We start from the raw sequence: 24222 nt of genomic DNA on the forward strand, positions 1-24222 counted from the left end.
TCCGGAGGCCGGCGGGCGGCCCCACTCCGCCCGCCGGCCTCCTTGCACGAGATCGCGGCTCCCGTGACAGCGGCCCGGCTCCCCAGCCACGGTCCGCTGTGCCTCACGGGGACGACGCGATCCCGGTCCATGGGGCTCTCCTAGAAGGAGAAGACGCCCGTTCCGAAGGCGTTCTTCATGCAGTCGTTGGAGAACGTGCGCTCGTACGAGACGCGCTTGCCCTGCCAGACACCGTCGACGGTGACGACGACGGGGTCGTACTGCTTGGTGCACATGACGCCCTCCTTCGCCGCCAGGGCGTCGAAGTTGCCGCTCACGCCCTGCAGCTCCGCGCAGGCGGGGCCGGCGGCCGGGTGGGTGCCCGAGGGCCTCGGGGCACAGGTCAGGGTGACCGCGCGTTCCGGAGTGGTGGCGATCGCGCTCTCTCCGTGGCCCACCGTGAGCACGAGGGCCGAGGGGGCGTAGAGCGCGGTGGGGGCCTGACCCGGGTCGGCGAGCGCGGCCCCGGAGAGGGGTCCGCAGACGGCGGTGGCCGTCAGTCCGACAGTCATGGCCCAGCGCGCGGGGGTCCGCATTGTGTGCATCCTTCCGCTCGATGACGACGTGTGCCGACCCGTGCTCGGATGGTGCCCGGAGCGGCGAGCGCGAGTCTGCCGAGTCCGCAGCCGAAACACACATCGACCCCACGGGTTTCAGTAACCTTGCGTGTTGAATCAGTGGCGAGAAGTTACGGAATCTGCACGTGCGAAGCCCGTAACTGGGCGGTCAGGGGCGACCTGAAGCGGCCAGATGGCTGATTTACCTGCGCTCGTTAATAGGCCGGAAACATTCCGATTCCGCTCTCCTGCGGCCACTTTGCAACCGCTTGCGTTCATGCTCCCGACGCGTAACCGCCATCCGACGGCATCCGCGATCACTCCCGATCCACCGGCCGCATACCGCTCGGTATCCTCGGCCCGGCACGGTCGCGACGAGGAGACGACGAGAGGCGGGGCGTGGCGTGGGCAAGCACTGGGCCGACTTCCAGTACGAGATCTACCTCGACGGCATGTCGGGCGCCGTACCGCGGCTGCCCACCGACCTGACGCGGCTGGAGGAGCTGACCGAGCAGCGGCTCGGCCCCGGCCCGGTCGGTTACGTGGCGGGCTGCGCGGGCGACGGCAGCACGGCCCGGGCGAACCGGGCCGCCCTGGAGCGCCGCCGCATCGTGCCGCGCATGCTCCGGGACGTGCACGAGCGGGACCTGTCGGTGCAGGTGCTCGGCCGCGCCCTGCCCGCCCCGCTGGCGCTGGCCCCGGTAGGCGTGCTGTCGATCATGCACCCGGAGGCGGAGACCGCCGCGGCCCTGGCCGCCGCGGCGCAGGGCGTGCCGTACATCCTGTCCTCGGCGTCCAGCACACCCATGGAGCAGGTCGCCGAGGCCATGGGCGACGCCGAGCGGTGGTTCCAGCTGTACTGGCCCAAGGACCCGGAGGTGGCCCGCAGCTTCCTCGGCCGCGCGAAGGCGTCCGGGTACAGCGTGCTGGTCGTCACCCTGGACACGCCCCTGCTGTCGTGGCGGCCCCGCGACCTGGACCAGGCGTACCTGCCGTTCCTGCACGGCGTCGGCACGGCCAACTACTTCTCCGACCCGGCCTTCCGCGCGGGCCTGGCCAAGCCGGTGCACGAGGACCCGAACGCGGCCGTGATGCACTTCGTCGGGATGTTCTCCGACCCGGCCAAGACCTGGCCGGACCTGGCGTTCCTGCGGGAGAACTGGGACGGCCCGATCGTGCTGAAGGGCGTGCTCCACCCGGACGACGCCCGGCGGGCCGCCGACGCGGGCATGGACGGCGTGGTCGTCTCCAACCACGGCGGACGGCAGGTGGCGGGCTCCGTCGCGGCCGCCGACGCCCTGGAGCGGGTCGCCGGGGCCGTCGGCGACCGGCTCACGGTGCTGTTCGACAGCGGCATCCGCACGGGCGACGACGTCTTCAAGGCCCTCGCCCTCGGCGCCCGGGCCGTCCTGCTGGGCCGCCCGTACGTGTACGGCCTGGGCCTGGACGGCAGGCCGGGCGTCGAGCACGTCATCCGCTGCCTGCTCGCCGAACTCGACCTCACGCTCGCCCTGTCGGGCCACGCCACCCCGCACACGGTGGGCCGCGCCGACCTGGCCGCGGACCCGGCCTGACGCCGGGCCGCGCGGCGCCGGGGGCCCCCCCGCCCCCCCCCGGGCCCCCCGCCCCCCCCCCCGGGGGGGGGGCCCCCCCCCGGACCCCCCCCCCCCCGCCCCGGGCGCCCCCCCCCCCCCCCCCGGGGGGGGGCCCCGCCCCCCGGGGCGCCCCCCCCCCCCGCCCGCCGGGGGGGGGGGGGGGGGGCGCCGCGCCCCCCGGCCCGGTCCCCGGAGCGCGCCGTCAGGGCGTGCGGCCGCCGCCCGGTACGGCCACCTGCCGGGACGAGGGGTCGTCCTGATCCTCGGCGGCCAGCGACCCGGCCGTCGTCGGCAGCGGCTCGGTCTGCCAGCGCTGGGCGTCGGTGCGGTCACGCACCTTCACCACCAGATCGGCGTCCGGCTTGTCGCCGGCCGGGGCCAGGGCGAGCTGCTCGTCCCAGCGGGGCAGCAACTCCCCGTGCACGGTGAGGTCGTAGCGCACGTCGTCGCCCCGCTCGGCGTCCTCGTCGGCGCAGGTGCCGAGGACGACCACACCGGCGTCCTTGTGCGAGTCCAGGCACAGCCCCGGATCGGCGACGCTGCGCAGCAGGCCGTCGTCCTCGACCGTCCACTGCTGGGTCCACACCGACGAGCAGGCCGCGAGCCTGGTTCCCGAGCCCTCCTTCGGCAGTCCGCGGACGTCGAGGCAGAGACCGGCCCCGGTGTTGCGCAGCCGTGTCACGTCCAGCGACGCGGGCAGGCCGGCCGTGCCGGGGGGCGCGGCGGAGGTGGCACCGTTGTCGGCGCTGCTGGAGCCCGCCGGGTCGGCCTGGCCGCCGTCGTAGGAGTTGAGGCCGGCGATGAGCACGGTGGCCAGCACCCCGGCCGACACCGCGCCCAGACCCGAGCGCAGGGTCCGCGAGGAGGGCAGCGCCAGCGGCACCCGGCGCACCGGAGAGGGGATCCGCGACAGGAGCCCGTGCCGGCCGCCGCCCCGCCGTCCGCCGCCGCGCCGGCCCGCACGGGTGCCCCGCGCGCCGTGCGCCGCCCGTCCGGGACGCGAGTCGAGATACCGGCGGGCGCCCCAGCCGAGGACGGCTTCCGCGATCAGCGGGCCCAACGGCCCGTCGAAATGGCTGAGTTGCTCGGCCGCGTTGCGGCAGTGGCGGCACTGGGCGAGGTGGTCCTGGACATCGGGCAGCAGGGCGCCGCCCCGCCGGATCGGCACGTCCAGGAGCCGGTTGTAGAACCGGCAGTCCTGGGTGGGGGCCAGGTCGCGGTGGGCGCGCACGCAGCCCTCGCGGAAGGTGTCGCGCGCCTGGTCGCGGGCGGCGGACGCGATGTCGGCGTCCATGCCCAGCAGTCCCGCCGGTACGTGCAGCGGGTCGGCCTCGACCTCCGAGTGCCACAGCAGGCAGCGGGCGGCGGCGGGAAGCGCGTGGAACGCCCGCTCCGCGAGGAGGCGGTTCTCCGGTGTCACGGACGTCGCGGCGCGAAGTCCGCGTCCCCCCGCGGGTTTCTGCAGGGCGGGCAGTGCGGCGGATATTCGGTCGTCGCCCGACCACTCGCGGATCGTGTCGCGCACGGTGACCAGAAGGGCCGGGCGCAGCGCGACGGCGGACTCGCCGAACGCGAGGCGGTTGAGGGTCCGGTGGAAGGCGGTCCCCGTGACCATGGAGGCGACCTCCGCCGAGGAGGCGAGGCAGATGACGGCGTACTCGTGCACCGGCCGCCAGTGCCGCGCCATCAGCAGGGCGACGGAGCGGGCGGCGACCTCGCCCTCCGGGGTGCCTCTCAGCGGGGCGGCGAGGTGCTCGTCGGAGTCCCCCGGATCCCCGCCGGACGGGGGATACGCGGGACGAGGGGGGTGGGGGGTGGGCACTGAGATGGTTCCTTCCCACGCGTGCGACTCACAGAAGTCCTGTCGCCGAAAAGGAGGCCCGGTAGGTGCGTCCCTTTTTGGCGCGGCGCGGGAGGTGCGAATTCACCGGCGGCGATTCGGACCCGGTCGACTGTGCGCGTGCGACACCTGGCCATTCCCCCCGCACGCGTGGTGCACTCTTGCACAACCTCCACAGGAGCAACAAGGCGCGCGGGCCACATATGCGCCATTGACGGGAAGTCAGAAAGACGGGAACACCCGTACGTCGTTCGCCTCTGCTTTCGATGTTTTCCCGTACCGCGCGGGAATGGGGGCGAGGGGGCCGCGGACCGGCCCGCCTCAGATCTGCCAGGAGCGCAGCCGGTCGGCGGCGCCGTAGACGTCGGCCGTGCCGGACATCAGGTCGCGGGCGAGGTCGACGAGGGCGCCGTAGGGCGGGTCGATGCCGACCCCGCTGACGAACATGTACGCCACGGCCGTCGCGCAGGCGAAGCGGGCGTTGGCCGAGGGCAGCGGTCGCAGCAGGGCGATGGTGTGCAGCAGGGCGGCGGCCCGCCAGGCGGGGTCGGAGTCCACGCCGAGGCGCGGCGGATCGACGCGGTGCCGGGCGACGGCGGCGACCAGCGCGGAGAAGTCGTTGACGGTGGGCTGGTCGGGCAGGACCTCTTCGTGGCGCTGCAGCAGCCAGGGCACGTCGATGTGGATGACGGATGCCATCGGTCAGGCGGCCCGTCCTTCGCCCCTGCCGGGCGGTTCGTCCTCGGGGAACGCGGCGGCGAACTCGTCGGCGTGGGTGGCGAAGAACCGGCGGAAGGCCTCCGCGCCCTCCTGCAGGGCCCGGTGACGCGCTATGTCGGCGGCGGCCGCCTCCCGCACGAGGGCTTTCATGGACGTACCGCGCTCCTTGGCGATCTGCCGCAGGTCCTCAAGTTCGCGGTCGCTGAACTCGACGTTGAGAGCTGGCATGCCTTCACGGTACCGCTCGGGTACTGACGCGTAAATAGCCCCAGGTCAGAGCAGTCGGTCTAAGGTACCTCGGGCTGATCGGGCGCCGCGGGGGCCGGGCCGGTCACGAGCGCGCGCGGCAGAACTCGCGGACCGTCCGGTTGAACGCCTCGGGCGCCTCGATGTTGCTCAGGTGCCCGGCGCCCGGGAGCACCACGAGCGTGGCCTGCGGGACGGCGTCGAGGAACCGGCGGGCCACCGGCTCCACGGGGGAACGGGCGTCCAGTTCGCCCCACAGCAGCAGGGTCGGGACGCGGATCCGCGGGAGCAGGCCGCTCAGGTCGGCGTCCGCCATGGCGGCGAGTTCGGCCCGCATGCTGCGCGGGCGCGTCTGCGCCGACATCACGGACAACAGACGCACCACCCCGGCGGGCGGCGTCCCGGCGAACAGCCCCGGCAGGCTCGGGGCGAACGCCTCGTCCGGCACGGCGAGCGCCCGCTCGGCGCCCCGAACCCGCGAGCGCACCTCCGCCGCGCTCAGCGACCCCTTCCAGCCGGCGTAGGTGTCGGCGAGCACCAGTGTGCGGACCAGGGCCGGGTGGAGCCGGTAGAGCTCCAGGACCACCGTGCCGCCCCAGGCGAGGCCGAGCACGTGCGCCGGGCCGAGGTCCACGTCCTCGATGACGGCCGCCAGGCAGCGGGCGTAGCCGGCCAGCGAGAAGGAGGCCGGTACGTCGGAGGAGCGCCCGGCGCCCGGCTCGTCCCAGGCGACGACGGTGAACTCGTCGGCCAGGTCCTGGAGCTGCGGCCGGAACAGACGGGCGTCGCTCGTGGCGCCGTGCGCCAGCACGAGGGGCGGGCCCTGGCCCACCCGGTCGTACGCGACCTCGATGCCGTCGACCCGCACCGCTGGCATGCCCCCAGGCTACGCGCGCGTGCCGGGGCCGGCCTGCCGGCGGCCCACGCTCCGCAAGGCCCGTGGCGCTCCCCGGCGGTCCGGACGGACCGGGCAGCCCCGGGGTTACCGGTTCATGCCGGGCGCCCACGCACTAGTCTGGGACTCTGGTGGCGCTTCCGTTCACTGAGAGTGTCCGTATGGAGTGGCGACGATGAGCCCGGACGATGCGTTCGACGAGGGTGCGGCCGCCCGTGCCGTGATCGCCGTGGACGGCACGCTCACCGAGTGGAACGAGGGCGCCCGCCGCCTGCTGGGTCACACCGCCGACGAGGTGGTGGGGCGCCCGGCCGCCGGGCTCCTGGCCGACGGCGCCGCACGGCCCCGTGTCGAGGGCGAGCAGCGCTGGAGCGGCACTCTCACCCTCCGTCACCGCGACGGGCACCCGGTGCCGGTCTGGGTGCTCGCCCACCGCCGGCCGCCTGACGGCCCGGAGACGACCGACTGGCTCGCCGTGTCCCCGCGGCACGGACCGCCCCACGGGCTGCCCGAGGAGGACCCGCTGGTGCGCGCGGCGCTGCGCCAGTCGCCCTGCGCCACGATGATCTACGACGAGCGGCTGCGGCTGCGCGGGGTCAACGACGCCATGGCGGACCTCGTCGGCCTGCCCGCGGAGCGGCTGCTCGGCCTGAGGCCCACCGACATCGGCAGCCGGCCGCAGAACAGGGAGCTGGAGGAGCGTCTGCGCCAGGTGCTGGGCACCGGCCGGCGGCAGGACATGCAGACGTACATGAAGGCCGGGGGCGAGACGCGCGGGCCGCACGCGTGGCTGGCCCGGATGGCCCCGCTGACCGACGCCTCGGGCCGGGTGCGGGGCGTGTGCGTGACCGCCCACGACTTCTCCGACCAGTACCGCTCGCGCGAGCGGCTCCAGCTGGTCAACGAGGCGAGCGTGCGCATCGGCACCACCCTCGACGTCACCCGCACCGCGCAGGAGATGGCGGACGTGTGCGTCCCGGCCCTCGCCGACTTCGTCAGCGTCGACCTGCTGGACCCCCGGGAGCACGGCGAGGAGTCCGCCGGGCCGCCGGCACCGCCCGTGGCCCTGCGCCGGGTCGCCCACCGGTCGGTCAACCCGGGCGACCCCGAGGCGGTCGCCAAGCCGGGGCAGACGGACCTCTACCCGGAGACCTCCCCGCAGGCCGCCTCCCTGTCCGCGGGCCACACGGTCGTCGCCTCGGGCTCCGCGGACGATCTGGAGCGGTGGCTCGCCTGGGACCCGGCGCGCTTCAGCCGGATCCGCGAGTACGGCGTCCACTCCACGATGTCGGTCCCGCTCACGGCCCGCGGCACCACCCTCGGCGTCGCCGTGTTCACCCGCTTCCGGCGCCCCGAGCCCTTCACCGAGGACGACGTCCTGCTGGCCGAGGAGGTCACGGCCAGGGCCGCCGTCTGCATCGACAACGCGCGCCGCTACTCCCGCGAGCGGGAGACGACCCTCACCCTGCAGCGCAGCCTGCTGCCCCGGACGCTGCCGCGGACGGCGGCCGTCGAGGCGGCCTCGCGCTATCTGCCGGCCACCCGCTCGGGTGTGGGGGGCGACTGGTTCGACGTGATCCCGCTGTCCGGGATGAGGGTCGCGATGGTCGTCGGGGACGTCGTCGGCCACGGCATCCAGGCCTCGGCCACGATGGGCCGGTTGCGCACCGCCGTGCGCACGCTCGCCGACATCGACCTGGCCCCGGACGAACTGCTCACCCACCTCGACGACCTGGTGGTAAGGCTGTCGCTGGAGTCCGGCGGGGACGCGGGCACCGGCGAGGTCGGCGCCACCTGCCTGTACGCGGTGTACGACCCGGTGTCCCGGCGCTGCTCGCTGGCCCGCGCCGGGCACCCGCTGCCGCTGGTGGCCCCGCCCGACGGTCCGGCGCGCCGGCTCGACGTGCCCTCGGGACCGCCGCTCGGCGTCGGAGGGCTGCCGTTCGAGAGCGTCGACGTGGAGCTGCGCGAGGGCAGCGTCCTGGCCTTCCACACGGACGGCCTGCTGGCCGGCCGGGAGCGGGACCTCGACGCGGGCACCCGGATGGTCCTGGAAGCCCTGTCGATCCCCTCGGACTCCCTCGACGAGACGTGCGACCGGGTGCTGCACTCCTTGCTCCCGCCGGGCGGTTCCGCCGACGATGTGGCCCTGCTGCTGGCGCGCACCCGCGGCCTGCCGTCCTCCCAGGTCGCCACGTGGGACATCCCGGCCGACCCGGCCCTGGTGGCCCCCATCCGCAAGCAGGTCGTGGACCAGCTCGAACGCTGGGGGCTGGTCGAGGCGACGTTCACGGCCGAGCTGGTGGTGAGCGAGCTGGTGACCAACGCCATCCGCTACGGCGCCCCGCCGATAAGGCTCCGGCTCATCCACGACGCGGCCACGCTGATCTGTGAGGTGTCCGACACCAACCACACCGCGCCGCACCTGCGCCGGGCCAAGACCTGGGACGAGGGCGGCCGGGGACTGCTGCTGGTCGCCCAGCTGACCCAGCGCTGGGGCAGCAGGCACAACGCGGAGGGCAAGACGATCTGGGCGGAGCTGGCGCTGGTCGAGGAGCTCTGACGCGGCTCCGCCGTCCGCCGCCCCACCCGCGGGCGCCGGACCGGCGGCGGGCAGGGCTCTCGCGGAGTTCTTACCGAGGGCTGGTTTCATGGGCGGGCACGTCGTGACCCCGTCCCGGAGGACCCCGCCCTGAACACCCCGCTCGCCGCAGTCCTGTCCGTGACGCTGCTGGTCGCCGTCCTCCTGTTCGCCGTCGCCCGGCCCCGCGGGCTGCCCGAGGCGGTGCTGGCGGTGCCCGCCGCCGCCCTGGCCGTCGGCGCGGGCATCGTCTCCCCCGGCCACGCCTGGGAGGAGATCCAGCGGCTGGGGCCGGTGGTGGGCTTCCTCGCGGCCGTCCTGGTGCTGGCCCACTTCTGCGACGTCGAGGGACTGTTCACGGCGTGCGGGGCGTGGACGGCCCGCCGCGCCGCGGGCCGGCCCGTGCGGCTGCTGACCGCCGTGTTCGTCCTGGCCTCCCTGATCACGGCGGTGCTCAGCCTGGACGCCACGGTCGTCCTGCTCACTCCGGTGGTGCTCGCCACCGCCACCCGCATGGGCGTCGAGGCCCGTCCGCACCTGTACGCCTGCGCCCATCTGTCGAACACCGCCTCGCTGCTGCTGCCGGTCTCCAACCTGACCAACCTGCTGGCGTTCGCGGCGAGCGGCCTGACCTTCACCCGTTTCGCGGCCCTCATGGCGCTGCCGTGGCTGGTCGCGATCATCGCCGAGTACCTGGTGTTCCGCCGCTTCTTCGACCGCGAGCTCGCGACCCCCCTCCCCTCCCCCGGCCCGGCCGGGCCCGCCGAGCCGCTGCCGCTGTTCGCGCTGGTCACGGTCGGCTGCACCCTCGCCGGGTTCGTCGTCGCCTCGGCCGTCGGGATCTCCCCGGCGTGGGCCGCCCTGGCGGGTGCCCTGGTCCTGGCCGGGCGCGCGCTGGTGCGGCGGAAGGCGACACCGCTGACGGTGGTGCGCTCGGCGGCCCCGGCGTTCCTCGCGTTCGTGCTGGCCCTCGGCGTCGTCGTCCGGGCGGTCGTCGACCACGGGCTGGCCGACGCGCTGCGGCGGGTGCTGCCCGGCGGGACGGGCCTGCTCGCGCTGCTGGCCGTGGCCGTCCTGGCCGCGGTGCTGGCCAACCTCATCAACAACCTGCCGGCCGTGCTGGTGCTGCTGCCGCTGACCGCCGGGGCCGGGCCCGGAGTGGTGCTCGCCGTGCTGATCGGGGTCAACATCGGCCCGAACCTGACGTACGCCGGGTCCCTCGCGACCCTGCTGTGGCGGCGGATCGCGCAGCAGCAGGGTCACCGGATCGGCCTCGGCGAGTTCACGCGGCTCGGCCTGCTCGCGGTGCCGGCCGCGCTGGTTCCGGCCGTGGCGGCGCTGTGGCTGTCGCTGAACGTCGTCGGCCCCTGAGCGCCCTCGGCGCACCGGTCAGCGGCGGCCGTCCCCGACGTGTCCGTGGCCGCCGCGGGGACCGCCGTAGCCGTAGCCCGGGTAGCCGTAGCCGGGCTGCCCGTACCCGCCGTCCTCGTCGCAGTGGTAGGCGTAGCGCGGGCAGGGGACGGCGGTGGGTTCCAGGCTGCTCGGTGAAGGGCCGGGGGTGGTCGCCGCGGGGGTCGGTGTCGGCTCCGGGCGCGCCGGCGGGGTGGAGGCGGGCGCGGGCGGCCGGGCCGGGGCGGGCGCGTTCCAGGTGACCGCCTGCATGCGCAGATCGGCCTTGGAGGTGTCGATCACCCAGCGCTGCACCGGGTCGTCGGCCCGGGTCTTGAGGACCAGGGCGCCCGAGCCGTCCGTCGCGGACGGGGTCAGGGCCAGGTTCTCGTCCGACCGGGGCACGAGGGCGCCCTGCCGGGTGAAGTCGTAGCGGACGTCCTGGGCGTCCGCTGCGGACGGGCCCGCGCAGGGGGCGAGCCGCACGGAGTAGCCGAGGCCCGAGTCGAGGCACAGGTTGGGGTCGGCGCCGCTGCGCAGGAGTCCGTCGGTCTCGTAGACCCATTGCAGGGCCGGGTCCGAGCCGCAGTCGGTGAGCAGGGCCTCGGCGCCCTCGACCGCCTTGCCCCCGTCGAGGCCGACGCACAGGTCCGAGTCGGCGTTGCGCAGCCGGCCGCGCAGCGTGTCCTTCCCGGCCTGGCTCGCGCCGACGAAGGACGGCTCGGTGGTCGGCTCCTGGGTGTCGGGGGCCTCGGTCTGCCGTTGCGCTCCGGCCGGGGGGCCGTCGCCGGAGCCGCCGAGGTTCCACAGGACCAGCGGGAGCACGACGAGACCCCCGGCGGTCAGGACGCCGGCGGTGACGTTCCGGCGGCGTGCGGTACGGCGGGCGGCCTTCTGGGCGGCGCGGCGGGCGGCGGTGCGGGGGCCCACGCCCTGCGGGCGCGGCGCGGGTGCGTCGCGGGGTGCGTCCCCGGCCGGCGGGGCCACGGGTGGGACGGGGGGAGCGTCCTGGCCGAGCGGGGCGTGCCCGGCCGCCGTCGCGGCCTCGCCCGGGGGTCCGGGCCGGGGCGGGGCGGGCGCCGGTGCCGGGCCGCCGGGGTCGGTGAAGGACTCCCCGATCGCACCGGCGAGCGTCACGGGGTCGGGAGCACCGGCAGGGCCGGCAGGGTCGGGGAAGACCGCTCGGGCCCGCGCCACCGGGTCGGGGTCGGCCGCCGGAACCGGCGCCACCGGATCGGAGGCGGGGACGGGAGGGGGCGGCACGGCCCCGTGACCGAACGCGGCGCTGCCCTTGGCGGTGAAGTCCCGGCGGTGACCCGGGGGGCCGTGCGGGGTGCCGGCGGCCAGGGCCGTGAAGCCGGCGGGGGACGGCGGGTCCGGGGTCGGTTCGGCGGGCCGGGAGGGGTCCGGGTCGGTGCCCGTCCTGCTCCGCGCGTACTCCGCTCCGCCCCAGCCGAGGACGGCTTCGGACAGGGCCGTGCCGAGTCCGTCGTTGAACCGGTCCAGCTGGTCGGCCGCGGCGCTGCAGTGCAGGCAGCCGTCGATGTGCGCGCGTAGATCCGGGTCGATGTTCAGGCCGCCCCGACGGTACGTCACGTCGAGCAGACGCAGATAGCGGCGGCACTCCTCGTCGGGAGCGAGCTCACGGTGCAGCTGGAGGCACTCCTCGCGCAGCCGGTCGCGGGCACGGCCGAGTTCGACGCGGGCGCTCTCCTCGTCGAGGCCGAGCAGCCCGGCCGGGGAAGCGAGCGGTTCCCGTTCGACCTCGACGTGCCACAGCAGGCAGCGCGCGGACTGGGGCAGCCGCTGGAACGCCCCGGTGAGCAGGCGGCGGTGCGGCACCGGCAGCAGCCGCGCGGCCGGGTGCGGGGTGTCGGCGCCGCCGGTCAGGAGATCGGGGTGGAGCATCTCGCGGCGGTGGTCACCGGACCACTCGGCCGCGATGCGCCGTACGGTGACGAGGAGATGCGGCCGCCAGGCCGAGGTCGGGCCGTTCTGCCGCAGGCTCTCGCCGAACAGCCGGGTGAACGCGGCGGTGGTGAGCATCCCCGCGGGGCGCGGGCCGTCGGTGCACAGGCGGGCGTAGGCGAAGGCCGCCTCCCAGTGCCGGTCCAGGAGTTCGCCGACGGGGTGCAGTGCGGGCGTGGCGCCGGTCCATGTGCGGAGTTCGGCGCTGAGCTGCTCGTCCGTCGGGCGGTACCTGCGGACCGGGTCCGGGGAATTCGACGGGCCTGCGTCCTTCACACTGCATTCCTCTCAGGGACATGCCGAATAGTCCGTACCAAGGGGTTTGCCGACCGGGAGGCCGCGCGCGCACGAAAGATCGGCGTGTTCTGGACACGCCGACAGGGCACACCTTTGCACAGGTCAACGAGACGGAACAAGCGATCGCACGGTTTCGCTCATTGGGCACGCAACCAGCGCCTTTTGACAGAATGTCAATCACGGCGCGCGGCCGGATCGTGGTATCGGCCATCTTGTTTTCGCCACCGTGTATTCGCCGGATCACGCCCCCGAAAAAGGCACGCGGCGGGCCCCGGCCGGGCGGCCGGGGCCCGCCGCGCAGGATCAGTGCCCGGCGATGGGGTGGGGGGTGTACGGGCTCGCGAGTTCCTCCAGGTCCTTCTCGCCGAGTGCGAGGTCGACCGCCGCCACCGCGTCCCGCAGGTGCTCCGGCTTCGACGCCCCGACGATCGGGGCCGCCACCGTGTCCTGGGCGAGGAGCCAGGCGAGGGCGACCCGGGCACGCGGGACGCCCCGGTCGCCGGCGATCCGGGTGACCGCTTCGACGATGGCGCGGTCGCCCTCCTGGTAGAGGGTGCTGCCGAAGGTGTCGGTGGCGCTGCGGGCGGTGGTGGTGCCCCAGTCGCGGGTGAGCCGGCCCCGGGCCAGCGGGCTCCACGGCAGCACGCCCACGCCCTGGTCGGCGCAGAGCGGGAGCATCTCGCGCTCCTCCTCGCGGTAGAGCAGGTTGTAGTGGTTCTGCATGGAGACGAACCGGGTCCAGCCGTTCAGCCGCGCGGTGTACTGCATCTTGGAGAACTGCCAGGCGTACATCGAACTCGCCCCGATGTAGCGGACCTTGCCGGCCTTGACGGCGTCGTGCAGGGCCTCCATGGTCTCCTCGACCGGGGTGTGCGGGTCGAAGCGGTGGATCTGGTAGAGGTCGACGTGGTCGGTGCCGAGCCGGGCGAGGCTGTGGTCGAGTTCGGTGAGGATCGCCTTGCGGGACAGTCCCCCGCCGTTCGGCCCCGGCCGCATCCGGCCGTGCACCTTGGTGGCGAGGACGATCTCGTCCCGCCGGGCGAAGTCGCGCAGGGCCCGGCCGACGATCTCCTCGCTCGTGCCGTCGGAGTAGACGTTGGCCGTGTCGAAGAAGGTGATGCCCTGCTCGACCGCCTGCCGGATCAGCGGGCGCGCGGCCTCCTCGTCCAGGGTCCACTCGTGCGTGCCGCGGTCGGGCACCCCGTAGGTCATGCATCCCAGACAGATCCGCGAGACGTCCAGGCCGGTCGAACCGAGCTTCACGTACTGCATCGTTGCTTGCTCCTGCCTCTCGGGAGGGGTTCACGGCGAGCGTACGGGTGCGCGGGCCCCGGGTCCGGCCCTCCGGGCGAGGGCGGTCCCCGCGCCCGGGCGGTCAGTCGTCCGCCAGCAGGTCCAGTGCCCGCTGCCAGCCGAACTCCGCCCGGCCGCCGTCCTCCCGGGGCTCCCCGGTGTACGGCTCGCCGAACCGCACCCCCATGCCGCGCAGCCGCTGCAGGCTCTCCCCGTAGGCCGGGTGGGCGGCCAGCGCGCCGGCCACGCACGGCAGCACCGCGATCGGCACGCCGAGCCCGGCCGCCTCGCACAGCGTGCCCACGGCGAGGGTGTCGGCCAGTCCGGCCGCCCACTTGTTGACGGTGTTGAAGGTGGCGGGCGCCACCACGACGGCGTCGGGTGCGGGGAAGGGGCGCGGCTCGGCCGGGGTGCGCCAGGCCGCGCGGACGGGCCGGCCGGTGAGGGTCTCGACGGCGGCGATGTCGAAGAAGCCGTTCGCCGCGACCGGTGTGGCGATGACCCCGACCTCCCAGCCCCGCGCCTGCGCCGCGGTGATCAGCTCGCCGACACCGCCGGCGACACCGGCGGCGCAGACGATGACGTAGAGGAAGGGTGCGCGGGCTGGTTCCGGTGCGGTCATCCCGCACACCCTAGGGGGTGGTCCGGTGGCCGGACCGGTCAGCCGGCCGGCCGGGAGACGGTGATGGCGCCGACCGGGCAGGCGCGGGCCGCCTCCCGCACCAGGGGGCTGCCGCCGCCGTCCTCCCGGCCGGGCAGCAGGGTGCTGTAGCCCTCGTCGTCCTGGGTGAACACGCCGGGCGCGGTCAGGGCGCACTGGCCCGCGCCGATGCAGCGGTCCAGGTCGATGGCGATGTCGGTCTCGGTGTGCATGGGCGCGGGCCCCTCACCAGGTCACGGGGAGTTCCAGCATCCCCTGGATGGTGTCGCCGGGCTTGAAGGGGATCTCCTCGGGCGGTGCGGCCAGGCGCAGGGCGGGCAGCCGTTCGAGGAGACCGCGCAGGGCGATCTCCAGCTCCGCGCGGGCGAGGTTCTGGCCGAGGCACTGGTGGATGCCGAAGCCGAAGGCGACGTGGTGCCGGGTGGAGCGGTTCCAGTCGAGGGTGTCGGGGTCCGGGTAGACGGACTCGTCGCGGTTGATGACCGAGGTCGCGAAGACCACGCCCTCGCCGCGGCGGATCGTCGTCCCGGCCACCTCGATGTCGTCGACGGCCACGCGCAGCATGCCGTCCGCGATCGACAGCAGCCGCATCAGCTCCTCGACCGCGTCCGGCACCAGCGCCGGGTCGGCGCGCAGCTCGGCGAGCCGCTCGGGGTGCCGGAGCAGGGTGAAGGTGCCCAGCGAGATCATGTTGGCGGTCGTCTCGTGGCCCGCGACGAGCAGGATGAGGGCCATGGCGATCAGACCGTCGCGGTCGAGGGCGCCGTCGTGCAGCTGCCGCCGGACCAGGTCGTCCAGGAGGCCGTCGCCCGGCTCGCGCCGCTTGCGCTCGATCAGTTCGCCGAAGTAGGCCTCCAGCCGGTCGCGGGCGTCCAGCACGTCGGCGGTCTCGGGGCCGCGCAGCAGCCGGCGGGACTGGGTCTCGAAGAAGTCGTGGTCGTCGTACGGGACGCCGAGCAGGGCGCAGATCACCCTGGACGGCACGGGCAGCGCGAAGGCGCCGACCAGGTCGGCGGGCGGGCCCTGGGCAATCATCGCGTCGAGCCGCTCGTCGACGATCCGCTGGATGCGCGGCCGCAGCTCCACGGCCTTCTTGAAGGTGAAGTCCCCGACGACCATGCGCCGCTGCCTGCGGTGCTCGGGGTCGTCGACGCCGAGCAGTGCGGCGCGGCGGTCGCGGATGCCCGCGAAGCGCTCGGTGGTGGCGGGGAAGCCGGGGCGGTCGCGGTCGGACGACAGGCGCGGGTCGGCCAGCAGCGCGCGGGCGGTCGCGTGCCCGCTGACGAGCCAGGCCTCGCGGCCGTCGTAGAGGGTGATCCGGGTCAGGGGCCGTTCGGCGCGCAGCGCGTCGTAGGCGGCGGGCGGGTGGTAGGGGCAGGTCCGGTTCTGGGGGAAGGCGACGGGTGCGGTGGTGTCCGTCATGAAGACCTCGCAGACGTGGAGTGCGTCGTGCCGATTGTCATTAGATGCCTCAGGCACCTATGAGGCGACGGGAAGTTCGGCCAGATCGCCGACGGCGGCAACATGGCCGGGGATGACCGTCCCCCCGTTCGAACCCGCCGTGCGGGCCCGGTGTGTGCGCGGTGCGGTGAGGGCCCGCCCGGATCCCCCGCCGGGGCGCGGGCCGTCCCCGGGGCGAAAACCGGTTGTCGCCGGGGCGGGGCGGACCCCAGGATCCAGCCATGTCTTCACACACTCCTCCGCTGCACCTGTCCGACGCCACCTGCGCCGCGCGCCGACAGCAGCAGTCCGGCCACCGCGGAGGGCCGACCGCGCCGCGGTCATGACCGGCGCGCTCGTCGCGGGGCTGCTCGCCGGATACGGCATCGCCGTCCCCGTGGGCGCCGTCGGGGCCTACCTCGTCTCCCTCACCGCACGGACGACCCTGCGCACCGGGGTGTGCGCCGCCCTCGGCGTCGCCACCGCCGACGGGCTCTACGCCCTGGCCGCCACGCTCGGGGGCACGGCCCTGGCCTCCGCGCTGCGGCCGGTGCTCGGTCCGCTGCGCTGGGTCTGCGTCCTGGTGCTGCTGGCGCTGGCCGCGTGGGGCGCGGCCGGCGCGCTGCGCGAGTACCGCGGTCACCGGCTCGCGACCCGGTCCGCTCCCCCTCCCCCGGGCCCGGCCCGGGCCTACTTCGGGCTGCTCGGCATCACCCTGCTCAACCCCACCACCGTGATCTACTTCGCCGCCCTGGTGCTGGGCACCCGGACCACCGGGCCGGCCGGCCCGCTGGAGCAGGGCGTGTTCGTGCTGGCCGCGTTCGCCGCCTCGGCGAGCTGGCAGGTCATGCTGGCGGGCGGCGGGGCGCTGCTGGGACGGGCGCTGACGGGACGTCGGGGACGGCTGGTGACGGCACTGGCGGCCGGCGGGGTGATGACGGCCCTGGCCCTGCGGATGGCGCTCGCGCCGGGGTGAGGGCGCGGCACGGGACACGCCCCGCCCGGTTGCGGATGAAGCGCGTGCGCAATGGTGTTGTGTTCAGGCAACAGCCGTGAACGCGACGATGGGACGGAACGCGATGCCTCTCCAGGGAGAGTACGAACCGAGTCCGGAGGACTGGGTGCGCAAGCAGGTGGAACTGTACGAGAGCTCCGGCGGCACCGAGGGCACGACCCTGCGGGGGATGCCGGTCGTGGTCCTGACCTCACGGGGTGCCCGGAGCGGCAAGCTGCGCAAGACGCCCGTGATGCGCGTGGAGCACGAGGGGCGTTACGCCGCCGTCGCCTCCCTCGGCGGCGCCCCCAAGCACCCGGTGTGGTACTTCAACATCAAGGCCCACCCGCTCGTGGAGGTGCAGGACGGTCCGCGCAAGCAGGACATGACGGCCCGTGAGATCACGGGGGCCGAGAAGGCCGAGTGGTGGGAGCGCGCCGTCGCGGCGTTCCCCGACTACGCCGACTACCAGCGGAAGACGGACCGGGAGATCCCGGTGTTCCTCCTGGAACCGGCCGACCCGGCCCACGAGGGCTGAGCCCCGGCCGGGACCGGGCGGGAAGCCGGGCCCGGATCCCCGGATGAGATGCCTCCGAGGACCCGGTCGGTGCGGCCGGCCGCGCCGCGCGAAGGGCCGGTCCGAGGAAGTGCCTCCCCCCGGGGGCGTGAACCCCCGGGGACGGGGCATGCGTCCGTCAGGCCCCGCCGCGCTCCCCCGTCGCGGCGGGGCTTTCCGCTGCCTCGCGCGCCGGCCGGTCGGTGACGTCCAGGAAGATCTGGTGGGCCTCGGGCACCGTGTTCGCGATCGAGCGCTTGATGCGCACGGCGACCTCCTCGACCCGCTCGCTGTCCAGGCCCGGCACCAGGTCGACGCGGGCCGCCACCAGGGCCGTGTCCAGGCCGGTCTTCATGGTGAACAGCGCCTCGACGCTGTCGATCTCCGGCTGGGCCCGCAGCAGCGCCTGGATCCGCCCGCTGGCCTCCGGGTCGGCCGCCTCGCCGATCAGCTGGTCACGGGCCTCCCGGCCCAGCCGGTAGGCGACGTAGACCAGCAGCCCGCCGATCGCCAGGGAGGCCGACGCCTCCCAGATCACCTGGCCGGTGGCCATGTGCAGGGCCATGCCGACGATGGCCAGCGTCACGCCCAGCACCGCGGTGCCGTCCTCGGCGACGACGGTGCGCAGCGCCGGGTCGCGCATCCCGGCGGCCGCCCCGCCCTGCCGGCGCACCTGGTACAGCGCCCGCAGCAGCGAACCGCCCTCCGCGAGCAGCGCGACGCCCAGCACGACCAGGCCCGCCACGTAGCCGCCCAGGTCCTCCTCCCCTTCGTTCAGCAGGGCCTCGACGCCCTGGAAGAACGAGAAGCAGCCCCCCATCACGAAGATCCCGACGGCCGCGAGCAGCGACCAGAAGAACCGCTCCTTGCCGTAGCCGAAGGGATGGCGGCGGTCGGCGGGTCGGCGGCTGCGGCGCAGGGCCGCCAGCAGGAAGACCTCGTTGAGACTGTCGGCGACGGAGTGCGCCGCCTCCGACAGCAGTGCGGGTGACCCCGCGGCGAGGCCGCCGACGGCCTTGGCGGCCGCGATCACCAGGTTGGCCGCCAGCGCCACCAGCACGGTGACGCGTGTCCTGCGATCAGCTCCTTCTTCAGTCACCTCCGCCGATTGCCCCGGTCGGCGGTGCTCATACCGTGCCGTCCGCGGAAAACGGGGAACGCGTTCACCAGGATCCCCATACGGCTGAGGAGGTCACCCCCATGAGCCGCGACGACGGCGACGACGGCAACAGTGCCTACGGGAGGAAGGCGTTCAAGCGGTCCAAGGCGCACTTCGCCGACCGGATCACGGCCGACGGCCGGGACGGCTGGCCCGTGGAGGCCGGGCGCTACCGCCTGGTCGTCAGCCGGGCCTGCCCGTGGGCGAGCCGGTCGCTGGTCTCACGCCGCCTGCTCGGCCTGGAGGACGCGTTGTCCCTGGCCGTGGCCGACCCGATCCAGGACGACCGCAGCTGGCGGTTCACCCTGGACGAGGACGGCCGTGACCCGGTCCTCGGCATCCGCTACCTGAGTGAGGCCTACGACGCCCGCGAGACCGGCTGCCCGGGTGGTGTCAGCGTGCCCGCGATCGTGGACGTGCCCAGCGGCGAGCTGGTCACCAACGACTACCAGCAGCTCACACTCGACTTCGCGACCGAATGGACGGCCCTGCACCGGGAAGGCGCACCGGAGCTGTACCCGGACCGACTGCGCGACGAGATCGACGAGGTGATGACGGACGTCTACGAGGACGTCAACAACGGTGTCTACCGGGCCGGCTTCGCCCACACCCAGGAGGACTACGAGGCCGCCTGCGCGAGCGTGTTCCGGCGTCTGGAGCGGCTGGCCGAGCGGCTGGAGCGGCAGCGGTACCTCGTCGGTGACACGATCACCGAGGCGGACATCCGGCTGTTCACCACGCTGGTCCGGTTCGACGCGGTGTACCACGGCCACTTCAAGTGCAACCGCTGGAAGCTGACGGAGAACCAGGTGCTCTGGGGGTACGCGCGCGACCTGTACCAGACGCCCGGCTTCGGCGACACGGTCGACTTCGACCACATCAAGCGGCACTACTACCAGGTCCACACGGGCATCAACCCGACCCGCGTGGTGCCGCTCGGGCCGGACCTGTCCGGGTGGCTGACCCCGCATCACCGCGAGGAGCTGGGCGGCCGTCCGTTCGGCGACGGCACGCCGCCCGGCCCCGTCCGCCCCGAGGAGCGCGTCCCGGCGGCGCACACCCCTGGGACCGACTGACCGACCGACCGACTGCCCGACTGTGTCTCATCCCCTTCATCGAACGACCAAGGAGACTGCCTGATGGCCAAGAAGAAGAAGATGTCCCTCGCCTACCAGCCGCTGGGTTTCGTGCTCGGCTGGTCGGGCGGCTGGCTGGGCGGCCTCGCCTTCCGCAAGACGTGGATGGCCATCCGCCACGAGGAGGACGCCCCCGACGCGCTGGACAAGGACCGCGGCTGGGGCGAGGTCCTGCTGGCCGCCGCGATCCAGGGTGCCATCTTCGCCGTGGTGCGCAGCGCGGTGGACCGTGCGGGCGCGAAGGCGATCGAGCGCTCGACCGGCACCTGGCCGGCCGGGGAGAAGGGCGGCCGGGACTGAGGACACCTCGGCCCCGCCCGGACCGACAGCACCTCGGCCCCGCCCGGTACGCGACCGGGCGGGGCCGAGGTGTGCGCGGGGTGGTGCGGACCTGGCGGCCCCTGCCCGGACGGGCGGGCGCCGACCGGCCGGGATCAGCCCTGCTTGGGGGCGGTCGGCGGAGTGCGGCGCAGCGTGAAGGAGTGGCCTGCCGGGTCGGAGTAGCCCCGCTCCTCCAGGGGCCCCGAGGCGTCCTTGGCGTCCAGGGGGCGTCCGCCGAGACTGACGACGCGGCGCTCCACCGCGTCGAGGTCGTCGACGACGAACTCCAGGTGCGCCTGGAGGGAGTTCTCGGGACGCGGCCAGCTCGGCGGCGTGGCGTTGACGTCCCGGCGCAGTGCGATCCGGAACCCGTCGGAGGTCTTGATCTCCACCCGGTTCGCCGTCGCGTCCGACTCCTCCCCTTCCAGCAGTTCCTTGTAGAACACGGCGAGCTTCTCGGGCTCGGCGCAGTCGAGCACGAGGACCCCCGCTTTCACCAGTGCCATGTCTCCTCCGCAGGATCCTGGCCGCGGAACGGTCGTGTCCCCGGCCCCTTACTGTGCGGATATCCCGGCCGGGCCGAATCACTCGGCGTTCAACCAGCTTCTGCCGCACCCGAGTTGCGGTGGCGGGCGGCACGGTCCCCGGTGCTGCGCGAGGGCGCGCCGGTCCGGGCGGCCGTGCGCGCCACAGGGACGGCAGTGCGGGTGACTCAGCGCGCGGCGGTCTGGAACGTCCGCCGGTACGCCTGCGGGGACACGCCGATGGCCGCGTGCAGGTGCTGGCGCAGCGAGGCCCCGGTCGCGAAGCCCACCCGCCCGGCGATCTGGTCCACCGTGAGGTCGCTGGACTCCAGCAGGTGACGGGCCCGGGACACGCGCTGCTGGATCAGCCAGCGGCCGGGGCTGAGGCCCACCTCGTCGTGGAAGCGGCGGGCGAAGGTGCGCAGGCTCATCCGGGCGTGGCCGGCGAGGTCGGCCAGGGTGAGCGGGTCGCCCAGCCGCTCCAGCGCCCAGGCGCGGGTGGCCGCGGTGCTCGCGGCACCCTGCTCGGGGACGGGCTGCTCGATGTACTGGGCCTGGCCGCCGTCCCGGAACGGCGGGACGACGCAGCGCCGGGCGACGCTGTTGGCCAGTTCGCTGCCGTGGTCCTTGCGGACCAGGTGCAGGCAGATGTCCACGCCGGACGCGGCTCCGGCCGAGGTGAGGAACGGGTGGTCGTCGACGAACAGCACGTCCGGGTCGAGCTCCACGTGGGGGAACATGCGCCGGAAGTGGTCGGCGACCTGCCAGTGGGTGGTCGCCCGCCGCCCGTCGAGGAGGCCGGCGGCGGCCAGGACGAAGGCACCCGTGCAGATGGAGACGATACGCGTGCCGGGGCGGATGAGGGCGAGCGCGGCCAGGACCTTCGCCGGGACCTCCGCGCCCATCCGGTCGGGGGCCACGGGCGCGATCACCACCGTGTCGGCGGTGGCCAGGGCTTCGGGGCCGTGTTCCACGGTCACGCCGAAGTCCGCATTGGTGCGCACCGGGCCGCCGTCGACCGAGCAGGTCACGACCTCGTAGCGGCCGTCGGCCGCGCCCAGGATCCGGCTGGGGATGCCCAGCTCGAAGGGATAGACCCCGTCCAGGGCCAGGACCACCACTCGCTCACGTCGCATGGCACGATTCTATCGAAGGTTGGCAATCTTGCCATTGGCGGAGCGTGCGCCGACCGGCACGCTTGATCACCATGAGCACACAGAACACGATGCGAGCCATCAGCCAGGACGTCCTCGGCGGTCCGGACGTCCTGAAGGAAGTGGAGATCGAGCGCCCGGCGCCCAAGCCGAACCAGGTACTGGTCCGGGTACGGGCCGCCGGGGTCAACCCGACCGACTGGAAGCACCGCGCCACCGGCGGCTTCCTGGGCGAGCCGCCCTTCGTCCTCGGCTGGGACGTCTCCGGCGTGGTGGAGGCCGTCGGCATCGGCGTGGCGGCGTTCGTGCCCGGGGACGAGGTCTTCGGCATGCTCCCCTACCCGTTCGGGCACGGTGCGCACGCCGAGTACGTCATCGCCCCGGTGCGCGCCCTCACCCGCAAGCCGGCCGGCATCGACCACGTGCAGGCCGGGGCGCTCCCGCTGGTCTCCCTGACCGCCTGGCAGGCGCTGACGGAGCACGCCGCCCTCCAGCCGGGGCAGCGCGTGCTGATCCACGCCGCGGCGGGCGGCGTCGGGCACGTGGCGGTGCAGATCGCCAAGGCGCGCGGCGCCTACGTCATCGGCACGGCGAGCGCCGGCAAGCACGACTTCCTGCGCGAGATCGGCGTGGACGAGGCGGTGGACTACCGCGAGACGGACTTCACCGAGGTCGTGAAGGACGCCGACGTGGTGCTGTACACGATCGGCGGCGACAACGCCCTGCGTTCCCTGCGCGTGCTGCGCCCGGGCGGTGTCCTGGTCTCGATCCTCCCGGGCGGCTCGGACGAGCTGTACGAGGAGGCCGGGCGGCTCGGGGTGCGGGCCCTGCGCATGCTGGTCGACGCCGACCGCGGCGGCATGGAGGCGATCGCCGACCTGGTGGAGTCGGGGAAGCTGCGTGCCACGATCGCCGGCACGTTCCCGCTGTCCGCGGCGGCGGAGGCGCACGAGCGCGGGGACACCGGCCGGACGACCGGGAAGCTGGTGCTGGTGAACGACTGACCGGAGCGGCGGGACGCGCACACCGGCCGGGCGGAACAGCCCGGCCGGAGGCGTGCCGGCCGGAGGCCGTCCGGGCCCGGACGCCGCCCCGGGCACGGGCCGGAGGTGCCCGCCTCGTCCCCCGACGGCACACCGGGAGCGTGCAGGGCGGCCGGCTTCGGCGTCGTCCCGCGCACTCAGGGAACTCCGGGCGAATGGATCGCCGCCGCGTCCACCCGGGCGGGACGGCCCGCCGGGCGGCCGTGGCGTGAGCCCCGCCACCGGCGCACCCCGCCGCACGCACACCCCGCCGCACGCGCCCACGCAGACCGCCCCACACGAGCACGCACCCCACCCCACGCGCCCGCGCTCGCGCCCGCGTGGATTTCGGCGTGAACTTCCGCCAACTCGGCCTGAATTCAATGACATATGTCAATCGAACATGCTCAGATTCACTCGTTCGGGGGTAACTTGCAGGGCGGGGAGCGGACGTGATGCCGTAGCCCCTTCCCACGCACGGAGCAGGCTGGAGGCGATCTCGTCGTGCGGCAGGAACCTGCACCGCTCACCCGTCACTTGCGCGTCCGCCGGGAACGGGGGCACACGGTGCTGGAGTTCCGCGGGGAGATCGACCTCGCCGCGGCCGCGGAGATCGCCCCGCACCTGGAACGGGAGACCGGCCGTGCCGCCGCCCGGGTCGTCCTCGACCTGAGCCGGATCGAGTTCTTCGACTGCTCCGGCCTGCGGCTGCTGTACCGGGCCCGCAGCCGGGTCCTGGAGCGGGACGGGTACGTGCTCCTGGTCTGCTCGCACCCGCTCACCCTGCGGATCCTGCGGATCACCGGCCTGTCCCGGCTGCTGCCGCCGCAGCCGACGCTGGACGCGGCCCTGGAACTGCCGGAGGCCACGTCCGGCCCGGTGTGACCCCGCGGCCTCCCCCTGATCCCCCCGCCCCCAACTCGCCGGTCTGACAAGGATGGTCGCGGGCATCAGGACGGTAGGAAGGAGGGCCGTCGCATGACGACTCCCGTCAAGCGCCCCGACAGGCGCATGCCCGGCTGGGCGAAAGTGGTGGCCGCGTTCGTGCTGGTGCTCGTCGTGTTCTTCGCCGGACTGCGGCTGAGCGTGCTGCCGGGACTGAAGGACCTGTTCGGCAGCGAGACCCACGACCGGTCCGGTCCCGCGCTGCTGAAGTCGATCCAGGACATCAGCCGCTACGACGCCGCCTCCGGCAACTTCCAGGTCGTCGTGGACCTGGAGAAGGACGCGAAGCTGCTGCCCGACGCGATCCGCGGCACCCGCACCCTGTACGTCGGGGCCGGCACCGTCGACGCCTACGTCGACCTGGGCAAGATCGGCAAGGACGACGTACGGGTCGACGAGGACCGCACGTCCGCCACGCTCCGGCTGCCGCACGCGCAGCTGGGCAAGCCGGCGCTCGACCCCGACCGGTCCTACGCCGTGTCCAAGCAGCGCGGCCTCTTCGACCGGCTCGGTGATCTCTTCTCGGACAATCCCAACGGCGAGCAGGCCGTGCAGAAGCTCGCGGTACGGCACATCGGCGACGCGGCGAAGGAGAGCGAACTGACCGCGCGCGCCGAGTCGAACACCACCGGCATGCTCGAGGGCCTGCTGCGCTCGCTGGGCTTCAAGGACGTGCGCGTCACCTACGGCGACTGACCGCCCGGCCCGCGACCCGACCGGGGCCCGTCCGGCACGACCGCGTGCCGGACGGGCCCTCGGCCGTGCCCGCACGGGGCCCGCCCGCCGGGCGCCCGGTGCCGGCTCGTCCGCCCCGGGCGGGAGTGCCCGGCAGAAGGCGGGGCAACCGAGGGTGAGGACGGCCGCCGATTGGGCATCCCCCGCATTTCCCG

At 74.3% G+C, this 24222-nt stretch carries 23 protein-coding genes; 10 read left to right on the top strand and 13 right to left on the bottom strand.

Annotated elements, in window-relative coordinates; genetic code table 11:
• Positions 1–140: 140 nt before the first annotated feature.
• A complete protein-coding gene (locus tag ACFYWG_RS03550; RefSeq protein ID WP_376330058.1) occupies positions 141–575 on the bottom strand; it encodes a protease inhibitor in 435 nt (144 codons plus the stop codon).
• Positions 576–1000: 425 nt separating this feature from the next.
• Here ACFYWG_RS03550 and ACFYWG_RS03555 point away from each other — a divergent pair, with 425 nt between their 5' ends.
• On the top strand, positions 1001–2170 hold the full coding sequence (locus tag ACFYWG_RS03555) for a lactate 2-monooxygenase (RefSeq protein WP_389199010.1): 1170 nt from the start codon (positions 1001–1003) through the stop codon (positions 2168–2170).
• Positions 2171–2393: 223 nt separating this feature from the next.
• On the opposite strand, the gene ACFYWG_RS03560 is transcribed toward ACFYWG_RS03555, so the two are convergent.
• From ACFYWG_RS03560 to ACFYWG_RS03575, 4 genes are all read right to left on the bottom strand, one after another.
• On the bottom strand, positions 2394–4013 hold the full coding sequence (locus ACFYWG_RS03560; protein ID WP_389199012.1) for an RICIN domain-containing protein: 1620 nt from the start codon (positions 4011–4013) through the stop codon (positions 2394–2396).
• A 339-nt stretch (positions 4014–4352) separates the two neighbouring features.
• Positions 4353–4730 (bottom strand): toxin Doc, encoded by a 378-nt coding sequence (locus ACFYWG_RS03565; RefSeq protein WP_376330055.1) that lies wholly within the window; start codon positions 4728–4730, stop codon positions 4353–4355.
• Between the two features lie 3 nt (positions 4731–4733).
• Positions 4734–4979 carry a hypothetical protein gene (locus tag ACFYWG_RS03570; RefSeq protein WP_333933272.1) on the bottom strand — a complete coding sequence of 82 codons (246 nt, stop codon included), beginning with the start codon at positions 4977–4979 and terminating at the stop codon, positions 4734–4736.
• Positions 4980–5082: 103 nt separating this feature from the next.
• On the bottom strand, positions 5083–5874 hold the full coding sequence (locus ACFYWG_RS03575; RefSeq protein ID WP_383511003.1) for an alpha/beta fold hydrolase: 792 nt from the start codon (positions 5872–5874) through the stop codon (positions 5083–5085).
• Positions 5875–6067: 193 nt separating this feature from the next.
• Between ACFYWG_RS03575 and ACFYWG_RS03580 the strand changes: the two genes are divergently transcribed.
• Positions 6068–8455: a SpoIIE family protein phosphatase gene (locus tag ACFYWG_RS03580; RefSeq protein WP_376330051.1), complete on the top strand. Its 2388-nt coding sequence runs from the start codon at positions 6068–6070 to the stop codon at positions 8453–8455.
• A 159-nt stretch (positions 8456–8614) separates the two neighbouring features.
• A complete protein-coding gene (locus ACFYWG_RS03585; RefSeq protein ID WP_376330049.1) occupies positions 8615–9844 on the top strand; it encodes an SLC13 family permease in 1230 nt (409 codons plus the stop codon).
• An 18-nt stretch (positions 9845–9862) separates the two neighbouring features.
• Here ACFYWG_RS03585 and ACFYWG_RS03590 read toward each other — a convergent pair whose 3' ends face one another.
• From ACFYWG_RS03590 to ACFYWG_RS03610, 5 genes are all read right to left on the bottom strand, one after another.
• A complete protein-coding gene (locus tag ACFYWG_RS03590) occupies positions 9863–12106 on the bottom strand; it encodes a ricin-type beta-trefoil lectin domain protein (protein ID WP_389199016.1) in 2244 nt (747 codons plus the stop codon).
• Between the two features lie 324 nt (positions 12107–12430).
• On the bottom strand, positions 12431–13399 hold the full coding sequence (locus ACFYWG_RS03595) for an aldo/keto reductase (protein WP_389199018.1): 969 nt from the start codon (positions 13397–13399) through the stop codon (positions 12431–12433).
• 103 nt (positions 13400–13502) lie between these two features.
• Complete coding sequence (locus tag ACFYWG_RS03600; protein ID WP_389199020.1) at positions 13503–14042, bottom strand: flavoprotein; 540 nt, start codon at positions 14040–14042, stop codon at positions 13503–13505.
• 38 nt (positions 14043–14080) lie between these two features.
• Positions 14081–14293, bottom strand: coding sequence for a ferredoxin (locus ACFYWG_RS03605; RefSeq protein ID WP_376330042.1), 213 nt, complete (start codon positions 14291–14293; stop codon positions 14081–14083).
• Positions 14294–14306: 13 nt separating this feature from the next.
• Positions 14307–15503 (bottom strand): cytochrome P450, encoded by a 1197-nt coding sequence (locus ACFYWG_RS03610; RefSeq protein ID WP_385421329.1) that lies wholly within the window; start codon positions 15501–15503, stop codon positions 14307–14309.
• Positions 15504–15864: 361 nt separating this feature from the next.
• Here ACFYWG_RS03610 and ACFYWG_RS03615 point away from each other — a divergent pair, with 361 nt between their 5' ends.
• Together ACFYWG_RS03615 and ACFYWG_RS03620 are read left to right on the top strand one after the other, a co-directional pair.
• Positions 15865–16497, top strand: coding sequence for a LysE family transporter (locus ACFYWG_RS03615; protein ID WP_389199023.1), 633 nt, complete (start codon positions 15865–15867; stop codon positions 16495–16497).
• Positions 16498–16600: 103 nt separating this feature from the next.
• The gene (locus tag ACFYWG_RS03620) at positions 16601–17053 is read left to right on the top strand and encodes a nitroreductase family deazaflavin-dependent oxidoreductase (protein ID WP_376330038.1); all 453 of its coding nucleotides are present in this window, start codon (positions 16601–16603) and stop codon (positions 17051–17053) included.
• Between the two features lie 157 nt (positions 17054–17210).
• Here the strand turns inward: ACFYWG_RS03620 and ACFYWG_RS03625 are convergent, their stop codons facing one another.
• A complete protein-coding gene (locus ACFYWG_RS03625; protein WP_383511550.1) occupies positions 17211–18131 on the bottom strand; it encodes a cation diffusion facilitator family transporter in 921 nt (306 codons plus the stop codon).
• Positions 18132–18271: 140 nt separating this feature from the next.
• Here ACFYWG_RS03625 and ACFYWG_RS03630 point away from each other — a divergent pair, with 140 nt between their 5' ends.
• Together ACFYWG_RS03630 and ACFYWG_RS03635 are read left to right on the top strand one after the other, a co-directional pair.
• Complete coding sequence (locus ACFYWG_RS03630; protein WP_383511540.1) at positions 18272–19306, top strand: glutathione S-transferase family protein; 1035 nt, start codon at positions 18272–18274, stop codon at positions 19304–19306.
• Positions 19307–19369: 63 nt separating this feature from the next.
• A complete protein-coding gene (locus ACFYWG_RS03635; protein ID WP_376330034.1) occupies positions 19370–19666 on the top strand; it encodes a DUF4235 domain-containing protein in 297 nt (98 codons plus the stop codon).
• A 134-nt stretch (positions 19667–19800) separates the two neighbouring features.
• On the opposite strand, the gene ACFYWG_RS03640 is transcribed toward ACFYWG_RS03635, so the two are convergent.
• Together ACFYWG_RS03640 and ACFYWG_RS03645 are read right to left on the bottom strand one after the other, a co-directional pair.
• On the bottom strand, positions 19801–20193 hold the full coding sequence (locus ACFYWG_RS03640) for a VOC family protein (RefSeq protein ID WP_383511028.1): 393 nt from the start codon (positions 20191–20193) through the stop codon (positions 19801–19803).
• 206 nt (positions 20194–20399) lie between these two features.
• Positions 20400–21347: a GlxA family transcriptional regulator gene (locus ACFYWG_RS03645; protein WP_389199027.1), complete on the bottom strand. Its 948-nt coding sequence runs from the start codon at positions 21345–21347 to the stop codon at positions 20400–20402.
• Between the two features lie 71 nt (positions 21348–21418).
• On the opposite strand from ACFYWG_RS03645, the gene ACFYWG_RS03650 reads away from it, so the two are divergent.
• The 3 genes from ACFYWG_RS03650 to ACFYWG_RS03660 all read left to right on the top strand — a co-directional run bounded on the left by ACFYWG_RS03650 (position 21419) and on the right by ACFYWG_RS03660 (position 24028).
• Complete coding sequence (locus ACFYWG_RS03650) at positions 21419–22369, top strand: NADP-dependent oxidoreductase (protein ID WP_389199029.1); 951 nt, start codon at positions 21419–21421, stop codon at positions 22367–22369.
• Positions 22370–22891: 522 nt separating this feature from the next.
• Positions 22892–23272 carry an anti-sigma factor antagonist gene (locus ACFYWG_RS03655; protein ID WP_383511034.1) on the top strand — a complete coding sequence of 127 codons (381 nt, stop codon included), beginning with the start codon at positions 22892–22894 and terminating at the stop codon, positions 23270–23272.
• Between the two features lie 93 nt (positions 23273–23365).
• Positions 23366–24028, top strand: coding sequence for a DUF4230 domain-containing protein (locus ACFYWG_RS03660; RefSeq protein ID WP_383511036.1), 663 nt, complete (start codon positions 23366–23368; stop codon positions 24026–24028).
• Positions 24029–24222: the final 194 nt, after the last annotated feature.

It is taken from the genome of Streptomyces sp. NPDC003456 (assembly GCF_042878735.1).
In the GTDB taxonomy this organism is placed as follows: Bacteria; Actinomycetota; Actinomycetes; order Streptomycetales; family Streptomycetaceae; genus Streptomyces.